The 15,291-nt window shown below is 70.3% G+C and carries 14 protein-coding genes and 4 pseudogenes; 10 read left to right on the top strand and 8 right to left on the bottom strand.

Translation table 11 applies throughout. From position 1 onward, the window contains the following. Nucleotides 1-374, bottom strand: a pseudogene (locus tag SACSA_RS26590) (chromosomal replication initiator protein DnaA); the annotation flags it as partial. Between the two features lie 676 nt (nt 375-1,050). Here SACSA_RS26590 and rpmH point away from each other — a divergent pair. The 9 genes and pseudogenes from rpmH to SACSA_RS0103880 all read left to right on the top strand — a co-directional run bounded on the left by rpmH (nt 1,051) and on the right by SACSA_RS0103880 (nt 7,748). Continuing rightward, nucleotides 1,051-1,194 carry a 50S ribosomal protein L34 gene (rpmH, locus tag SACSA_RS24315; RefSeq protein ID WP_083940136.1) on the top strand — a complete coding sequence of 48 codons (144 nt, stop codon included), beginning with the start codon at nt 1,051-1,053 and terminating at the stop codon, nt 1,192-1,194. Between the two features lie 34 nt (nt 1,195-1,228). Beyond that, a complete protein-coding gene (gene rnpA, locus SACSA_RS0103855; RefSeq protein ID WP_019813654.1) occupies nt 1,229-1,627 on the top strand; it encodes a ribonuclease P protein component in 399 nt (132 codons plus the stop codon). After that, nucleotides 1,624-1,962, top strand: a complete 339-nt coding sequence (gene yidD, locus SACSA_RS24320) for a membrane protein insertion efficiency factor YidD (RefSeq protein ID WP_083940137.1) — start codon at nt 1,624-1,626, stop codon at nt 1,960-1,962. Before rnpA ends, yidD begins: the two co-directional genes overlap by 4 nt. A gap of 4 nt (nt 1,963-1,966) precedes the next feature. Next, nucleotides 1,967-3,031, top strand: a complete 1,065-nt coding sequence (gene yidC / locus SACSA_RS0103860; protein ID WP_019813657.1) for a membrane protein insertase YidC — start codon at nt 1,967-1,969, stop codon at nt 3,029-3,031. A 183-nt stretch (nt 3,032-3,214) separates the two neighbouring features. Beyond that, nucleotides 3,215-3,889: a Jag family protein gene (locus SACSA_RS0103865; protein ID WP_019813658.1), complete on the top strand. Its 675-nt coding sequence runs from the start codon at nt 3,215-3,217 to the stop codon at nt 3,887-3,889. Between the two features lie 766 nt (nt 3,890-4,655). Then, nucleotides 4,656-4,844: pseudogene (locus SACSA_RS24325) on the top strand (RsmG family class I SAM-dependent methyltransferase); the annotation flags it as partial. Between the two features lie 243 nt (nt 4,845-5,087). Then, nucleotides 5,088-5,630, top strand: a pseudogene (gene rsmG / locus SACSA_RS24330) (16S rRNA (guanine(527)-N(7))-methyltransferase RsmG); the annotation flags it as partial. 130 nt (nt 5,631-5,760) lie between these two features. Then, nucleotides 5,761-6,663, top strand: coding sequence for a ParA family protein (locus tag SACSA_RS0103875; protein ID WP_019813660.1), 903 nt, complete (start codon nt 5,761-5,763; stop codon nt 6,661-6,663). After that, entirely contained in the window at nt 6,660-7,748 is a 1,089-nt protein-coding gene (locus tag SACSA_RS0103880; protein ID WP_019813661.1) for a ParB/RepB/Spo0J family partition protein, read from the top strand. The genes SACSA_RS0103875 and SACSA_RS0103880 overlap by 4 nt, the downstream gene beginning before the upstream one ends. A 99-nt stretch (nt 7,749-7,847) precedes the next feature. Here SACSA_RS0103880 and SACSA_RS0103885 read toward each other — a convergent pair whose 3' ends face one another. Both SACSA_RS0103885 and SACSA_RS0103890 read right to left on the bottom strand, forming a co-directional pair. After that, entirely contained in the window at nt 7,848-8,798 is a 951-nt protein-coding gene (locus SACSA_RS0103885) for a D-alanine--D-alanine ligase family protein (RefSeq protein WP_028661515.1), read from the bottom strand. Nucleotides 8,799-8,907: 109 nt separating this feature from the next. Further along, complete coding sequence (locus tag SACSA_RS0103890; protein ID WP_019813663.1) at nt 8,908-10,239, bottom strand: aminotransferase-like domain-containing protein; 1,332 nt, start codon at nt 10,237-10,239, stop codon at nt 8,908-8,910. Between the two features lie 286 nt (nt 10,240-10,525). Between SACSA_RS0103890 and SACSA_RS26595 the strand changes: the two genes are divergently transcribed. Next, nucleotides 10,526-11,287 (top strand): GNAT family N-acetyltransferase, encoded by a 762-nt coding sequence (locus SACSA_RS26595; RefSeq protein ID WP_028661516.1) that lies wholly within the window; start codon nt 10,526-10,528, stop codon nt 11,285-11,287. Nucleotides 11,288-11,365: 78 nt separating this feature from the next. Here SACSA_RS26595 and SACSA_RS0103900 read toward each other — a convergent pair whose 3' ends face one another. From SACSA_RS0103900 to SACSA_RS25660, 5 genes and pseudogenes are all read right to left on the bottom strand, one after another. Continuing rightward, a complete protein-coding gene (locus SACSA_RS0103900) occupies nt 11,366-12,526 on the bottom strand; it encodes an N-acetylmuramoyl-L-alanine amidase (RefSeq protein ID WP_019813665.1) in 1,161 nt (386 codons plus the stop codon). A 264-nt stretch (nt 12,527-12,790) separates the two neighbouring features. After that, entirely contained in the window at nt 12,791-13,114 is a 324-nt protein-coding gene (gene trxA / locus SACSA_RS0103905; protein WP_019813666.1) for a thioredoxin, read from the bottom strand. Between the two features lie 110 nt (nt 13,115-13,224). Further along, nucleotides 13,225-13,548 (bottom strand): thioredoxin, encoded by a 324-nt coding sequence (gene trxA, locus SACSA_RS0103910; protein ID WP_019813667.1) that lies wholly within the window; start codon nt 13,546-13,548, stop codon nt 13,225-13,227. 127 nt (nt 13,549-13,675) lie between these two features. Beyond that, nucleotides 13,676-14,659, bottom strand: a complete 984-nt coding sequence (trxB, locus tag SACSA_RS0103915) for a thioredoxin-disulfide reductase (RefSeq protein ID WP_019813669.1) — start codon at nt 14,657-14,659, stop codon at nt 13,676-13,678. 146 nt (nt 14,660-14,805) lie between these two features. After that, nucleotides 14,806-15,291 (bottom strand): annotated as a pseudogene (locus tag SACSA_RS25660) (hypothetical protein); the annotation flags it as partial.

Consider the following 15,291-nt stretch of genomic DNA (forward strand, 5'->3'; position numbering starts at 1 on the left):
TGCGCCGCCGCGTCGGAGGCGGCGGCCGGAGCGGACGGTGCCGCTGCCGCGGAGTGCCCCGCGGGCGTCGGCGTCGGGGACGGTGACTGGGAGGGAGACGACGGCGCGTTCTCCGCCGCGTCGACCTTCACCGCGAGCGAGACGTCCCGGCCGAGCCGACGGGACAGCGCGGAGGTGATGGGGTCGCGGAGTGCGCGTTCGATCGCTTCCTTGGCGAAATCGCTGGGCGCGGCGAGCAGTGCGGTGCCGTCGAGCAGTCCGATGGGCCTGGTCACCCGCATCCACGCCCGCTGCTGGGGGGAGAGGGTTCCGTCGGAGAGCTCGGCGACGACCTGCTCCCAGACGACGGCCAGGTTCAGCTGGTGCTCAGACACGCTGTTCGGCTCCCCTCCCCTCGACCTGAAGCTGCGTCGACGGTCCCGGCCGTCGCGGCGGTGGTGCCGACGGCCCCGGCCGGCGGGGCGGCGGTTCCGGGGCGGCGTGGGTGGGTCCCAGGACGGCCCGGTGGAGCGTCACGGCAGGTCGCAGTGTTTACCCGCGCAGCAGGTATCCACATGGTTGTCCACAAGTGTGCATCAATGTACGCCCGCCCCGCGGGCCCTCCATCCCGCGGGATCACGGTGCGCCCGCCGAAGTCTCCCACCTGCCAGGAGCGCCTCGTGCGACCCGGTCCTTGTCGACGAGGAAGAGGCACGCTAGCAAGCGCCGCGGTGGGTCACAAGGCGTGCTCGGCGGTCAGAGTCGCACGTGTCACGGTGCCCTGCCATCCGAATGCGCGCGAGGGGGTGACGCTCGCGCGCGGCCGGGTGACGTCGGGTAACACGCTCAGGTGAAGTGCGTGACCGAAGGGGCCGCGGGAGTCGTGTGGGCGGGGGTCGGTGTCAGCGTGCGGAGGCCGGACGCGTACCCTCAGAAGGTCTACCGCTGACAGCGGAGCCGTTCGGCCTGCCCGGTTTTCGACGCGCCTGGCGCGAGCTACCCGGCCGGCAGGCGTGCGCACGCGGCGGCGGACACCGAGACCGGACGCCTGAGACCAGGAGAACGAGAGCCGTGAGCAAGGGCAAGCGCACCTACCAGCCGAACAACCGCCGACGCGCGCGGACCCACGGGTTCCGGCTGCGGATGCGTACGCGGGCAGGCCGGGCCATCCTGGCAGCCCGTCGACGCAAGGGCCGTCAGCGGCTCTCCGCCTGACCGGCGACCGCGGCCTGCGACGACGAGGCGCTGCGTGCTTCCTGCCGACGCTCGCCTGCGGCGCAGTGATCAGTTCCGTGCCGTGATGCGGGGCGGCGTCCGTGCCGGGCGCCGCCGTGTGGTCGTGCACCTGCTGACCGGGCACGGCACCCACACCCGGGCCGGGTTCGTGGTGAGCAAGGCCGTCGGGAACTCCGTCGTACGACACCGGGTGATCCGGCGGCTGCGACACCTCGTGGCGTCGCGGCTCGGAACCCTTCCGGAGGGCAGTGCGTTGGTCGTGCGGGCGCTTCCTCCCGCCGCCACGGCATCGAGCGCCGAACTCGGTGCGGACCTCGACGCGGCCTTGCGGCGGCTGCGCTCCGGGCGCCCCGCCGACGCCACGCGCGGGCGTGGGCGGCCCGTCCGTACCGATGAGGGACCAACGGCGTGAACGAACAGCGAGCGGCCGGTGTCGACCCGGCCGACACCCACCAGACCACTCCCTCCGCTCCTCCCGGTAGGCCGACGCCGGTGGCATGGGTGCTGCTTCAGCCGATCCGCCTTTACCGCACCATTTCGGCCTACCTTCCCCCGATGTGCCGGTTCTATCCGAGCTGCAGCGCCTACGCGGCCGAGGCCCTGACCCGCCATGGAGCGGCGCGGGGCGCGTACCTGGCCGTGCGCAGGCTGCTGCGCTGTGGACCGTGGACGCCGCCGGGACGAGACCCCGTGCCCGAGAAGTTCAGCTTCCGGCACCAAGGCCCTGGTATGTCTACCGAGGAGTAGCTCAGTGCTCGACTTCATCTACTACCCTGTGTCGTTCATCCTCTGGGTGTGGCACAAGGTCTTCGGTTTCGTCTTCGGTGACGACAACGCCATCGCCTGGATTCTCGGCATCATCTTCCTGACCTTCACCGTCCGTGGCCTGCTGTTCAAGCCGTTCGTGAACCAGGTCCGGTCGATGAAGAAGATGCAGGACTTCGCGCCCGAGATCAAGAAGATCCAGAAGAAGTACGGCAACGACAAGCAGCGCCAGGCGCAGGAGATGCAGAAGCTCCAGCGCGAGCACGGGGTGAACCCGCTCGGCAGCTGCCTGCCGATCCTGCTCCAGATCCCGGTGTTCATCGGTCTGAACTGGGTGCTGCGCAACTTCCAGCAGGGCGCCGAGTCCAACTACTTCTTCGGTGCCGCCGACGTCAACTCCTACGTCAACGCGCAGATCTTCGGCGTCAACCTCGGTGACGCCATCAACCACTTCGGCATGGTCGGCGGAAGCGGACAGGAGGGGTGGCATTGGGACGTCGCCCCTGTCGCGGTTCCCCTGATGATCGTCGCCAGCATCGCGACCCACTTCACCGCGCGGCACTCGGTGGCCCGGCAGAACCCGTCGTCGGCCACGCAGCAGACCGCGGTGATGAACAAGCTGACGCTCTACATCTTCCCGGCCGGTGTGCTCATCTTCGGTGCGTTCTTCCCGATCGGTCTGTTGATCTACTGGCTCGCCAACAACATGTGGACGCTGGGCCAGCAGAAGCTCGTCTACAACCGGATCGACAAGGAAGAGGAGGCGAAGAAGGCCGAGGCCAGGGAGAAGCGGGACACGCTCGCTCCCAAGCCGGGCCAGAAGCCCCAGCCGGGCCAGAAGCCGCAGCCCGGCCAGAAGCCCGCGCAGAAGTCCGGTTCAGCACAGAGCTCTGGCGGCGGGCAGGCAGGCCAGCGGAAGAAGTCGGGCGGCGACACCGGCAACGGCGCGGCGAAGGGCGGCAATGCCCGGGGCGGCGCCTGGGCGAAGAACGGTGGCAACCAGCAGCGGCCGGCGGGCCAGAAGAAGACACAGGGACGTAAGCGGCGCTGAACCCGGCTCGGCGGCGTCCGCCGCGATGGTGTGCGTCTGGGCACGACGTTTCACGGGAAACAGAGTCTGATGGCACCGGTACGGCGACGCGCCCGGTGTTCGGCCGGGTGGCGCCCACGACGAGACGCGCGGACGTGAGCCGGCGTCGCATCGACGCTGACGCGGGTTGAGAGGAGAGACGACATGTCCGATACGGCCGGGGTGATCGGCGCGGAGAAGGACGAACCGACGCCGCCCGCCACGACGGGCGAGGAGGCCGACGGTCCGGTGGCCGGGGACACCGAGTCCGAGGGCGCCGACGGCGCGGAGGCTGGACTCGACAGCGGGTCCACGGGCGGCACCACGGACTCGGGCGACGCAGCCGACGAAGCCGACGGTGACGACGAGGCAGGTGGCGAGGACCTGCTTGTCCGCGAGGGCGACATCGCGGGTGACTACTTGGAGCGGCTGCTCGACATTCTCGACTACGACGGCGACATCGACCTCGACGTCGAAGCGGGTCGGGCGATCGTGAGCATCGATGGCGGGGACGATCTCGACCGCCTCGTCGGCGGTCGGGGCACCGTGCTGGAGGCGCTGCAGGAGCTGACCCGTTTGGCGGTGCAGCAGGAGACCGGAGCTCGCAGCAGGCTGATGCTCGACATCGCAGGCTGGCGGGCCGGGCGTCGCGACGAGTTGCGTGAGCTCGGCCGTACGACGGCGGAGTCGGTGCGCGAGTCCGGCGAGCGGGTTCGCCTTCAGCCGATGAGTCCCTTCGAACGGAAGATCGTCCACGATGCCGTCGCCACGGTGGACGGGGTGACGAGCGAGAGCGAGGGCGAGGAGCCCAAGCGGCGCGTGGTGGTACTTCCCGAGTAAGTGAGTACGAGCGAGTCGGGGCGCTCCCGTTCCGACGCAGTCTGTGGCGGCCCGCCGGGTGAAGTTCCCGGCGGGCCGCTTTCGTGCGCGGCCTGTTCCACGTGAAACACGGCGGGTGTCGGACGGGGCGCCGGTGTTGCCGTGCTGGGGGAAGGACAGGGGCGCGGGAGACGGCGCGGTGAAGCTGGACGCGGACACCCGCGCGGGAATGACCGGAGTGGGTTGGGCAGAAATCGGCTGGGTCAGTGAGCAGCCGGGTCAGACAGGCCCGGCCACGAGGAGAGCAGGCCGGGCCACGAGGGGAGCTGACTAGCGACCAACCCGGAGTCGAGGTCAGCCCGATCAGCCACTGAGCCGGTCCTGAGGTCAGGTGCCGAAGCGGCTGCGCGGGAACTGGCGGATTGTGTCGCATCGGACGGACGGTGCCGGGTCTGGCGGTGTGGGATCTGGCGGTGTGGGATCTGGCGGTTCCGGGCCCGACGGACGGTCGCGGAGCCCGACATCGCGAATGGCGCGGGGATGGTCGGAGGGTAGGGATCGTGGGAGCAGCACAGTGGGTGGGAGCAGCACAGTGCTCTGCCCTCGCCCCGAACGTGCCTCGGTCGTGCCTCGGTCGCGGGCGTCGTGCCGGTGAGCAGAGTGCTGTCCGAGAACGCACGGTGATCGGGGAGAATCGTCCGTGACCGTGTTTCACGTGGAACGGCGCCGGAGAGGAGTGCGCGTGCAGCGTCAGGAGCCGGACGGCTGGCAGCAGTCGATCGAACGATTGGCCGAGGCCCGCCCCACTACTCCCCCAGCGGCACGCGTTGTGTTCGGCGACCGGCTGTCCCGCGCGGAGCGGTTCGTCGCATTGCTCGCCACACACGGTGTCGAGCGCGGCCTCATCGGCCCGCGGGAGGTGGATCGCCTGTGGGAGCGGCACGTTCTCAACTCGGCCGTGCTCGCGGACGCGATCGAGCCCGCCGCCGCGACGGGAACCGCCGGGGTGAGCGACACGGGTGACCACGTGGCCGACGACTCGGCCGAGGACATGGCGCACTCAGCGGGCGACCCAGCAGAGGGCACGGGCACGCCTCCAGCGGAGGACGCGGCCGACCGTGACACGACACCGGACGCGACGGCGAGCCGGCCCGAGGCGAGCCCGACCGCGCCCAGGGGCGGCCGTATGCCCTCTGAGGTCCGCGAGGCGCGGCGACGTCGGGTGGTCGATGTCGGAACGGGAGCGGGCCTGCCCGGTGTGCCACTCGCCCTCGCACGGCCCGATCTGGATATCGTGCTGCTCGAACCGATGGCGCGGCGCGTGGAGTGGCTCGCCGAGGTGGCCGACACTCTGGACCTCGACATCACGGTGGAGCGGGGGCGCGCGGAGGAGAAGGCCGTCCGGAGCCGCCTCGGGGCGGCCGACATCGTGACCGCCCGGGCGGTGGCTCCGTTGGCCCGGCTTGCCGGTTGGTGCCTGCCCTTGCTCCGGCCCGGCGGTACTTTGCTCGCGTTGAAGGGCCGCAGCGCCGCGGAGGAGATCGAGCGGGACGAACGCGCGATCCGGCAGGCCGGTGGGGGCGAGCCACGGATCGTGGAGTGCGGTGTGGGGGTGCTGGAGACCCCCACCATCGTGGTGGTGATCGAACGGACGGCGCCGGAGCCGTCCAGCCGGGGGCGTTCGGGACGGGGAGCGCAGACCGAACGGGTGGAGTCGCGGCGATCGGGAGTTGCGCGGAGACGGAAACCGAAGGGGCACTGAGAGGATTGGCCGAGCGGATGACGACCAGCACGACCGAGGCGGCGGGCGCGGTGGGCCCGTGCGGTACGGAGCGTCGGATGTTCCACGTGAAACAGCGCAGCGAACTGGGGACGACGAAAGGTGGTCAGCGGTGAACACGACTCCTGATGCGGGTGTCGGTGCTGGGGGCACCCCGATCGCCGAGGAGGCGCTCCGCGCCGCCCGCGTGCTGCATCCCGACGAGGGCTTCATGCCGCGACCGACGCGGCGACGTGTCATCACGGTGGCGAACCAGAAGGGCGGCGTCGGGAAAACGACCAGCACGGTCAACCTCGCCGCGGGCCTGGCGCTCTACGGAGTCCGTACGCTCGTCGTCGATCTGGACCCGCAGGGCAACGCGAGTACGGCACTCGACGTCGATCACCGTTCGGGCACGCCCTCGGTGTACGAAATGCTGCTGGGTGAGGCGTCGGTGGTCGACGCGGCGCAGACCAGCGGGCAGTCCGACAACCTGCTCTGCGTGCCCGCCACCATCGACCTCGCGGGGTCGGAGATCGAGCTGGTCTCGATGGCGTCCCGGGAATCCCGGCTCAAGGAAGCGCTCACCAGCGAGGCGCTCGACCAGCTCGACATCGACTACGTCTTCGTGGACTGCCCTCCGTCTCTGGGACTGCTCACGGTGAACGCGCTTGTGGCCGCGCACGAGGTGCTCATCCCGATCCAGTGCGAGTACTACGCGTTGGAAGGGCTCGGACAACTGCTCAGCAATATCGAGCTCGTGCAGCGCCATCTCAACCAGGAGCTGACCGTCTCGACGATCCTGCTCACCATGTACGACGGCCGGACCAAGCTGGCCGACCAGGTCACGCAGGAGGTGCGCAGGCACTTCGGCGACGTCGTGCTCAAGACCATCATCCCGCGCAGCGTGAAGGTGTCGGAGGCTCCTGGCTACGGGCAGACCGTCCTGGCCTACGACCCCGGCTCGCGGGGTGCGATGAGTTATGTGGACGCGGCTCGGGAGGTCGCCGAGCGCGGAGTGAAGGAGCGACGATGAGTGAGCGCAGAGGTGGCCTCGGCCGCGGACTGGCCGCGCTGATCCCGACCGGACCGGTCAGCTCGGACGAGACTCCGGAGGCCGACCCGGCTCCCGACACGGGAGCGGCCACCGGGGAGCGGCCACTGCCGGTTCCCCCGCCGCCCCTGACCGGTGGTGGCGCCGACACCGGGTGGTTCGCGGCCAACGCCACCGTGGGCGAACACGGCGGCGAGGTGGCCGGTGCCGTGTACCGGGAGGTCCCGGTCGAGTCGATCACGGCGAACCCGAAGCAGCCGCGCCAGGTGTTCGACGAGGACGCGCTCGCCGAGCTGGAACACTCCATCCGCGAGTTCGGCCTCATGCAGCCGATCGTCGTCCGTGTGCTGGGTGACGACCGGTTCGAGCTCGTCATGGGTGAGCGCAGGCTCAGGGCCGCCCAGCAGGCTGGTCTGGACGTCATCCCGGCGATCGTGCGCAACACGGCCGACGAGGCGATGTTGCGTGACGCGCTGCTGGAGAACATCCACCGCGTGCAGCTCAACCCGCTGGAGGAGGCGGCGGCCTACCAGCAACTGCTCGACGAGTTCGGCGTGACCCACGAGGAACTCGCCTCGCGTATCGGGCGCAGCCGTCCGGTCATCACCAACACCATCCGCTTGCTGCGCCTGCCCCTGCCGGTGCAGCGGCGGGTGGCCGCGAACGTCCTCTCCGCCGGGCACGCCCGGGCGCTGTTGTCCCTGGACGATCCCGACCGTCAGGAGGAGCTGGCCGCGCGCATCGTCGCGGAAGGACTGTCGGTGCGGGCGACCGAGGAAGCGGTGACGCTGTCGAAGAACGAGGCGAAGCCGAAGCAGAAGCAGCCCGAGCGTAAACAAATGCGGATGCCGGGCGTCGACGGCCTCGCTGACCGGCTCTCCGACACCTTCGACACGCGCGTCAAGGTCGACGTCGGGCGCCGTAAGGGACGCATCGTGGTCGAGTTCGGCTCGGTTGACGACCTGGAGCGCATCGTCACGATGATGGCGCCGGGGCAGGCGCAGCGCATCAAGGAGGCCCGGCAAGGGCTGTCGGACGCCGAGTCGGAGCCGGAATCCGACGACTGATCACACCGGCCACTTTCGTCACGGTGATGATTTCGCCGGAGTCGCTGAGTCCGTGCCGGTCGCGCCGCTCACCGCGCGACCGGCCGCGCCCGGTGGCGTTCAGCCTCCGCGCCGGATCGCGCGCGCGACGAGATCGGTGAACACCGCGCCGACCGACGTCCCGGCCGCCTCCAGGGCCATCGGCACCGTGGAGGTCTCGGTCAGCCCCGGCGACGAATTCACTTCGAGGAAGTGCACCGTGCCGTCGGCGGCCACCACGGCGTCGGTCCGGGAGATGTCGCGCAGGCCGAGCAGACGATGCGCGCCGACGGCGAGGTCGCCCACGGCTCGCGCGGTCTCCTCGGACAGCCGCGCGGGCGCGAAGAAGTCGGTCAGCCCGGCGGTGTAGCGGGCGGTGTAGTCGTAGACGCCGCCCTCCGGCACGATCTCCACCGCGGGCAGCGCCTCCGGCCCTCCGTCCCGCTCGACGACGGTCACGGCGACCTCGACGCCGTTGACGAACCGCTCGGCGAGCACCGTCTCGCCGTAGGCGAAACAGCCGACCATCGCGGCGGGCAACTCCGACGCCTCCCGCACGACCTGGGCGCCGAGCGCGGAGCCACCCTGGTCGGGCTTGAGGATCAGCGGCAGGCCGAGCCGGTCCACCATCGCGTCGAGCACGGTCTGCGCACCGAGCTCGCGGAATGTGCTGTGGGGCAGCGCCACCCAGTCGGGCGTACGGAAGTCGTTCTGGGCGAGCAGAGCCTTGGCGATGGGCTTGTCCCAGGCGCGTCGGCACCCCTGCGAGCTGGTGCCGACGAACGGCACTCCCAGCATCTCCAGCACGGTCTGCACGGAACCGTTCTCGCCTTCACCTCCGTGCAGCGCGACCACGGCCGCGTCGGGGCGGTCGTCGCGCAACCTGCCCAGCAGGCCGGCGTCGGTGTCCCACTCCCGTACCGCCACGCCTTCCTCGCGCAGCGCCACGGAGAGCCTTCGGCCCGAGCGCAGTGACACGTCCCGCTCGTGCGAGAGTCCGCCTGCGAGCACGGCGACAGTACCTTCGGCCAACGCGGGTCTCCTCGAAAGTCGTGAATGCGGCCTGACGTCAGGGCTGCTGACGCCTCCGGCGGGCACCGCCACTTCCCCGCGGCCCCGCCGGGCCGCCGGGAAGTCCGGCTCATGCCGTGTCCGGCCCCGGGAACTGCGGTCCGGACACCGTGCGGGTGGTGACGCTACCGAAGGTGCGCATCAGGTCGCGCTCGGACTCCAGCACACCCGCGAGCCTGCGCACCCCCTCGCGAATGCGCTCGGGCGTCGGATAGCAGTACGACAGCCGCATCTGGCGACTGCCGAAGCCGTCGGAGTAGAACCCGGTGCCGGAGGCGTAGGCGACCCGGGCCGTCACCGCTCTCGGCAGCATGGCCTTGGTGTCGATGCCCTCGGGCACCGTCAGCCACACGTAGAAGCCGCCCTCGGGGTGGGTCCAGCTCGACCCGGCGGGCATGTGCTGCTCCAGCGCCGAGACCATCGCGTCGCGGCGCTCGCGGTAGTTCTCCCGGAAGGTCTTGATCTGGCCCTTCCAGTCGTGCGTGGCCAGGTACTTCGACACCACGAGCTGGTTCAGCGTCGGCGGGCACAGCGTGGCCGACTCCGCGGCGAGCACCAGCTTCTCGCGCACCGCGTGGGGAGCCAGCACCCAGCCGACCCGCAGGCCGGAGGCGAAGGTCTTGGAGAACGAGCCCAGATACACCACGTTGTCCGGGTCCATCGAGCGCAACGCCGGGTAGGTCTGGCCGTCGAAGGCGAGCAGGCCGTACGGATTGTCCTCGATGACCAGCACTCCGTGGGCCGCGCAGATCTCCAGGATCTCGGCGCGCCGCTCGGTGGCGAGCGTGACGCCCGCCGGATTGTGGAAGTTCGGGATCGTGTAGAGGAACTTGACGGTGCGCCCCTGCCGCTCGCACTCGGCCAGCGCCTCACGCAGCGTCTCGGGCACCAGGCCGTCGTCGTCCATCGTCACGTGCACGACGTCGGCCTGGTAGGCGGCGAACGAGCCGAGCGCACCGACGTAGGACGGCCCCTCGGCGATGACCACGTCCCCCGGATCGCAGAACAACCGGGTGACCATGTCCAGGCCCATCTGGGAACCGACGGTCACGACGACGTCGTCGGGGTGCGCTGCGATGCCCTCCGCGGCCATCACCTCGCAGATCTGCTCGCGCAGCGTGGGAACACCCTGGGCCGAACCGTACTGGAGCGCGACCAGGCCCTCCTCGGCGACGACCTCGGACATCTGCTGTGAGAGCGAGTCCAGCGGCAGGGCCGCGAGGTTGGGCATCCCGCCCGCCAGGGAGACGACCTCGGGACGGCTCGCGACCGCGAACAACGCTCGGATCTCCGACGCCGTCATGCCCGCGGTGCGCGCGGCGTAACGGTCGAGATGCGGGTCGAGGTTCTGGCGGCCGGGCTCGGACCCAGGCCGATGCTCGGGGGGCTCGGATGCAGTCATCGCACACTTCTCGTCTGCTTCGGCGCCGACGGCGCGTGATGTCGATCTGGAATCGGGTCGTCGTGTTGTCGCTGAGGGGTGGTCTCCTCGATCGCGGCCTGCGCCTCGCGTCCGGGTGGGACGGCGGCCGGGCTCGCCCGAGTGTAACGTCCGTCCCCCTGGGCATTCCCGCTCTTGGCGGGGCTTATCACACACCCATATGCTCGTGCGTGGCTTTCTGGCCGCCGCGGCCCGCGCTGCGCGCCGGTCCACCACAGGCGAGAAGACGTGTGTCTTGGGAGGTTCGGTGTCGCGACGCGTCACGGGCGTCACGCTGGACAACCTGGAGCTGCTGCCGCGCGGCTGCCGGCGATGCGTGTACTGGGAACTCGCCCCGCACCTGAGGGAGCAGGCCGAGGAGTTCGGCGAGACCGAGGTGGAGAAGGAGGCCTGGATCTCCTCGGTCCTGCTGGAGTGGGGCTCCTGCGGGCGGATCATCCACAGCGGTGACGTGCCGGTGGGGTTCGTGCTGTACGCGCCGCCGAACGCCGTGCCGAGGGCGGGCACGTTCCCGACCTCTCCCCCGGGTGCCGACGCCGTTCTGCTGACGGCGTTCCACGTGCTGCCCGAGTTCCGCGGGAGTGGACTCGGCCGTGCGCTCGTGCAGGCGGTGGTGCAGGACCTCACGCGGCGTGGGGTGCGCGCGGTGGAGGCGTTCGGCGACGCGCGTGCCGAGACCGGTGGCGCCGACCACGCCTCCGACGGCGGTGGAGCCGCACAGCGAGGTGCCGGTGACACGGCACAGGGCGGCGGCACCGTAGGCGGCGGCAGGACAGACCGAGGCGGGGAGACCGTCACGCCGCACGCGTCCGGGCACGTCTGCGTGGTTCCCGCCGAGTTCCTGCGCGCGGTCGGGTTCAAGACCGTCGCCGCCCACCCGCACTGGCCGCGCCTGCGCCTTGAACTGCGCTCCGGGTTGTCGTGGAAGGCCGACGTCGAGGCCGCGCTGGAGAAACTGCTGGACGAGGTCAGCGTCACCACGGCCACGTCGAGCGCCGCCCGGGCCTGACCACACGGGTGTGGACAAACCAGCGAGTTGTCCACAGGGCTGTGGACAACTCGGACGCCAGAGGTTCGCGGGCCGGTATCACTCCCGGCCCGCGCCCACCTCGTGGATCTCGTGGGCGAGGACGTCGGCGAAGGTGAAGGTGCCGGTGGGCTGGTCGTTCTCCCCCAGCAGGTAGAGACGTTTCACCGCGACGAGCAGACCCTCGGCGACGATGTCCCGGAACGCCGGGTCGGACAGGCGTGCGCGGTCTCCGGCGTTGGTGAGGTAGCCGATTTCCACGCGCACCGCGGGGCAGCGGGTGCGGGTGAAGATGTCCCACGTCTTCGGGTGCGTGCGGCAGTCGAGCATCCCGGTCCGGACCGCCAGTTCGCGCTGGATGTAACCCGCGAGCAACTCCCCCACGGTGGAGGTGGTGCCGTTGCCGGTGCCGAAGTGGAAGCTGGCCACTCCCTGGGCCTGCGGCGACCGGTTGCCGTCCGAGTGCAGCGAGAGGAACAGGTCCGCACCCGCGTCGTTGGCGAACTCCGCCCTTTGGGACTCCGACGGGCTGTGTCCGGGCCCCCGGGAGATCAGCGCCTCCATCCCGGTGGCCTTCATCCGGCCTTCCAGCCTGCGCGCGAGGTCCCACGCGATCTCGCCCTCGTGCACGCCCTGCACGGCGACCCCGAGGTCGGGACCACCGTGGCCGGGGTCGATGACGATTCGCTTGCCGCGCAGGCGTGGCCCCGCGCGGCGGAGGTTCTCCTGCTCGCGCAGGAACACCGGCCGGCCACCACGCGCACGCGGCGACAGCTGCCGCAACGCCCGCACAGTCGCCGGACCGCAGATCCCGTCCACGACCAACCCGTAGTCGCGCTGGAAGTTCTTCAGTGCGCGCTCGGTCTGCGGGCCGAACCCGCCGTCGGGGCGACCGGCGTCGAAGCCGAGCTCGGTGAGCCGCTCCTGGAGCGCGAACACGTCGTCACCGTGGACCGGCGACGACACGAGGTAGGTCAGCGGCCTGCTGCCGAGGTGATAGGTGGAGCCGCGCAGCGCGCGGTAAGTGGCCGGGCCGACGACCCCGTCGGTGATCAGGCCCCTGCGCTGCTGGAAGGCTCTGACCGCGTGTTCGACCGTGAGGTCGAAGAGCGGTCCGTTTCCGTCGTTGTCGGCGCCGGAGGTGAGCAGGTCCAGGGCCGAGAGCATCGACATGATCTCGGCGACCTCCGGTCCGGTGTCGCCGCGGCGGAGTACCCGCATGCACTCCTCGCTCGTGTTGGGCACAAAGTGCGTTTGTCTGCGAACTGTCGGTGAGGGCCGGTGGGTGGCCTGCGGCCTCCATTGTGCCCTGCGCGCTCCACGCCGATGCGCCGGGCCGCCTACCGGCTTCACCCACACGGACGCCCGTGACACGAGAAAACCCGGAAGCGCGGACAACCTGCGCTTCCGGGTTTCCTCGGTATCGCCTGCGGTGAGTGACCACCGTTCACCGGCGGTCACTCGTGTGAACTCACCCGAGAGTGCTCAGAGCACGTCGGCGAGGTCGGACAGCAGTGCGGCCTTCGGCTTGGCGCCCTGGATCTGCTTCACCGGCTTGCCGTCCTGGAACAGGATCAGCGTCGGGATGGACATGACCTGGTAGTCCCGGGCGGTGTTGGGGTTGTGGTCGATGTCGAGCTTGGCGATGCGAATCTTGTCGTGGTGCTCGGTGGCGATCTCCTCGAGTACCGGGGCGACCATCTTGCAGGGGCCGCACCAGGTGGCCCAGAAGTCGACAAGGACCGGCTTGTCGGCGGACAGTACGTCCTCGGCGAAGCTGGAGTCGGTCACCGCGACGGTGTCGCTCATCGTCTCTCCTGTCGTTACTCGGCGGGATGCCTGTCGCGGCACCCCTGTGGTCGGTTGTCGTTGACGGGACCGCCACCGACTGTCCCCAGCGTGGACTCACCCGGGAGTGCTCAGAGCACGTCGGCGAGGTCGGACAGCAGTGCGGCCTTCGGCTTGGCGCCCTGGATCTGCTTCACCGGCTTGCCGTCCTGGAACAGGATCAGCGTCGGGATGGACATGACCTGGTAGTCCCGGGCGGTGTTGGGGTTGTGGTCGATGTCGAGCTTGGCGATGCGGATCTTGTCGTGGTACTCGGTGGCGATCTCCTCGAGCACCGGGGCGATCATCTTGCACGGAGGGCACCAGGTGGCCCAGAAGTCGACAAGGACCGGCTTGTCGGCGGACAGTACGTCCTCGGCGAAGCTGGAGTCGGTCACCGCGACGGTGTCGCTCATCGTCTCTCCTGTCGTCACTCGACGGGATGCCGTCGCGGCACCCCGGGTTGTCGTCACCCGGCACCGTCCGGACAAGCCAACGGCTGCTCGCGTGGAACGGGTCGGTGGGCCTTCTCGCTCGGGTCGTTCAGCGGGCGCCCGGGCCGTAACCGCCGCCCACCAGCTCCGGGTCCTCGTTGGCCTCCGCGACGTCGGTGTGCTCGGCGAGCCAGCGCTCGGCGTCGATCGCGGCCGAACAGCCGGTGCCCGCCGCCGTGACGGCCTGCCGGTAGGTCCGGTCCACCAGGTCGCCCGCGGCGAACACGCCGTCGAGGTTGGTATAGCTGGTGCGGCCCGCGGTGAGCACGTAACCCTCGTCGTCGAGTTCGACCTGGCCGCGCACCAGCTCGCTGCGCGGGTCGTGCCCGATCGCGAGGAAGAAGCCGGTGACGTCGAGCGAGGACGCCTCCCCGGTCACGGTGTCGCGCAACCTCAGTCCGTTGACCTTGCCCCCCTCACCGAGAACCTCGGTGACCTCCGAGTTGAGCCGCCAGCGGATCTTGTCGTTCTGCTCCGCCCTGCGGAGCATGATCTTGGAGGCGCGGAACTCCTCGCGGCGGTGCACGATCGTGACGGTGCGGGCGAACTTTGTCAGGAAGGTCGCCTCCTCCATCGCCGAGTCACCGCCGCCGACGACGGCGATGTCCTGGTCGCGGAAGAAGAACCCGTCGCACGTGGCGCACGACGACACGCCGTGACCGAGCAGCTCCTGCTCGCCCGGAACCCCGAGGTAGCGCGCGGCGGCACCCATCGCCAGCACGACCGCGCGCGCGGCGTAGCGGCGCCCGTGCGCGGTGACGTACTTGACCGGTCCGGTCAGGTCCAGCTCCTCCACGTCCTCCTGCCGGAGGTCGGCGCCGAAGACCTTGGCCTGCTCGCGCATCTCCTCCATCAGTTCGGGGCCCTGGATGCCCGACCGGAAGCCCGGGTAGTTCTCGACCTCGGTGGTGGTCATCAGCGCACCACCGAACTGGGTGCCCTCGAACACCAGCGGGTCGAGCTGGGCACGCGCCGAGTACAGCGCCGCCGTGTACCCCGCCGGTCCCGACCCCACGATGATGAGGTTGTGCATGTCCTCTTCTGTCACGAGCGACCTCCGCTTCGACAACGCCTGCTCACCGGTGTCAACACGATCGTAGGCGTGGGTGTTCCCGGTGAGCGTGCGCCGGGGCCGGGCTCGTGCGGGTGGTCCGCGTCGTTCCTCGGTGCTCGCGGGGGCTACCCGCCGGTGCCGCCGACCGTGGTGTCCAGCAGCAGCCCCGGCTTGTCCGGACCGCAGTCGGCGGCTACGGCGACCATGCGGAATTCGGCCAGCTTTCCGGTCGTGTAGAGGGCGAGCACTCCGGTTCGACCGTCGAGTGTCACCGGTCGTACACCTTCGGGTGGCTGTTCGGGATGGATCCCGCTCGCGTCGAGGCAGGCGTCGAGTCGCTGCTCGTTCCCCAGCGGGCCGAAGTCGCGCACGCCCCGGATCTCGCCCACGGCCGACCCGGCGTTCTCACTGCTCAAGGCGAGCGCCTGACCGGAGCTTCCCGGGGCGGACGTGCCCGGGGAGGCGGGTGCGGACGGGGTTGGTTCCGGGGAATGGGCCATGCCGGGTGGTTCGTCGTCCGGGGAGCCGGGCAGCACGAGCACGGCGGCGACCACCGCGGCGGCCGCGGTGAGCAGGCCCGCGCTCCAGCCGAGCCTGCGCTTGCGGCGCGT

This window comes from Saccharomonospora saliphila YIM 90502 (genome assembly GCF_000383795.1).
Classification (GTDB): Bacteria; Actinomycetota; Actinomycetes; order Mycobacteriales; family Pseudonocardiaceae; genus Saccharomonospora; species Saccharomonospora saliphila.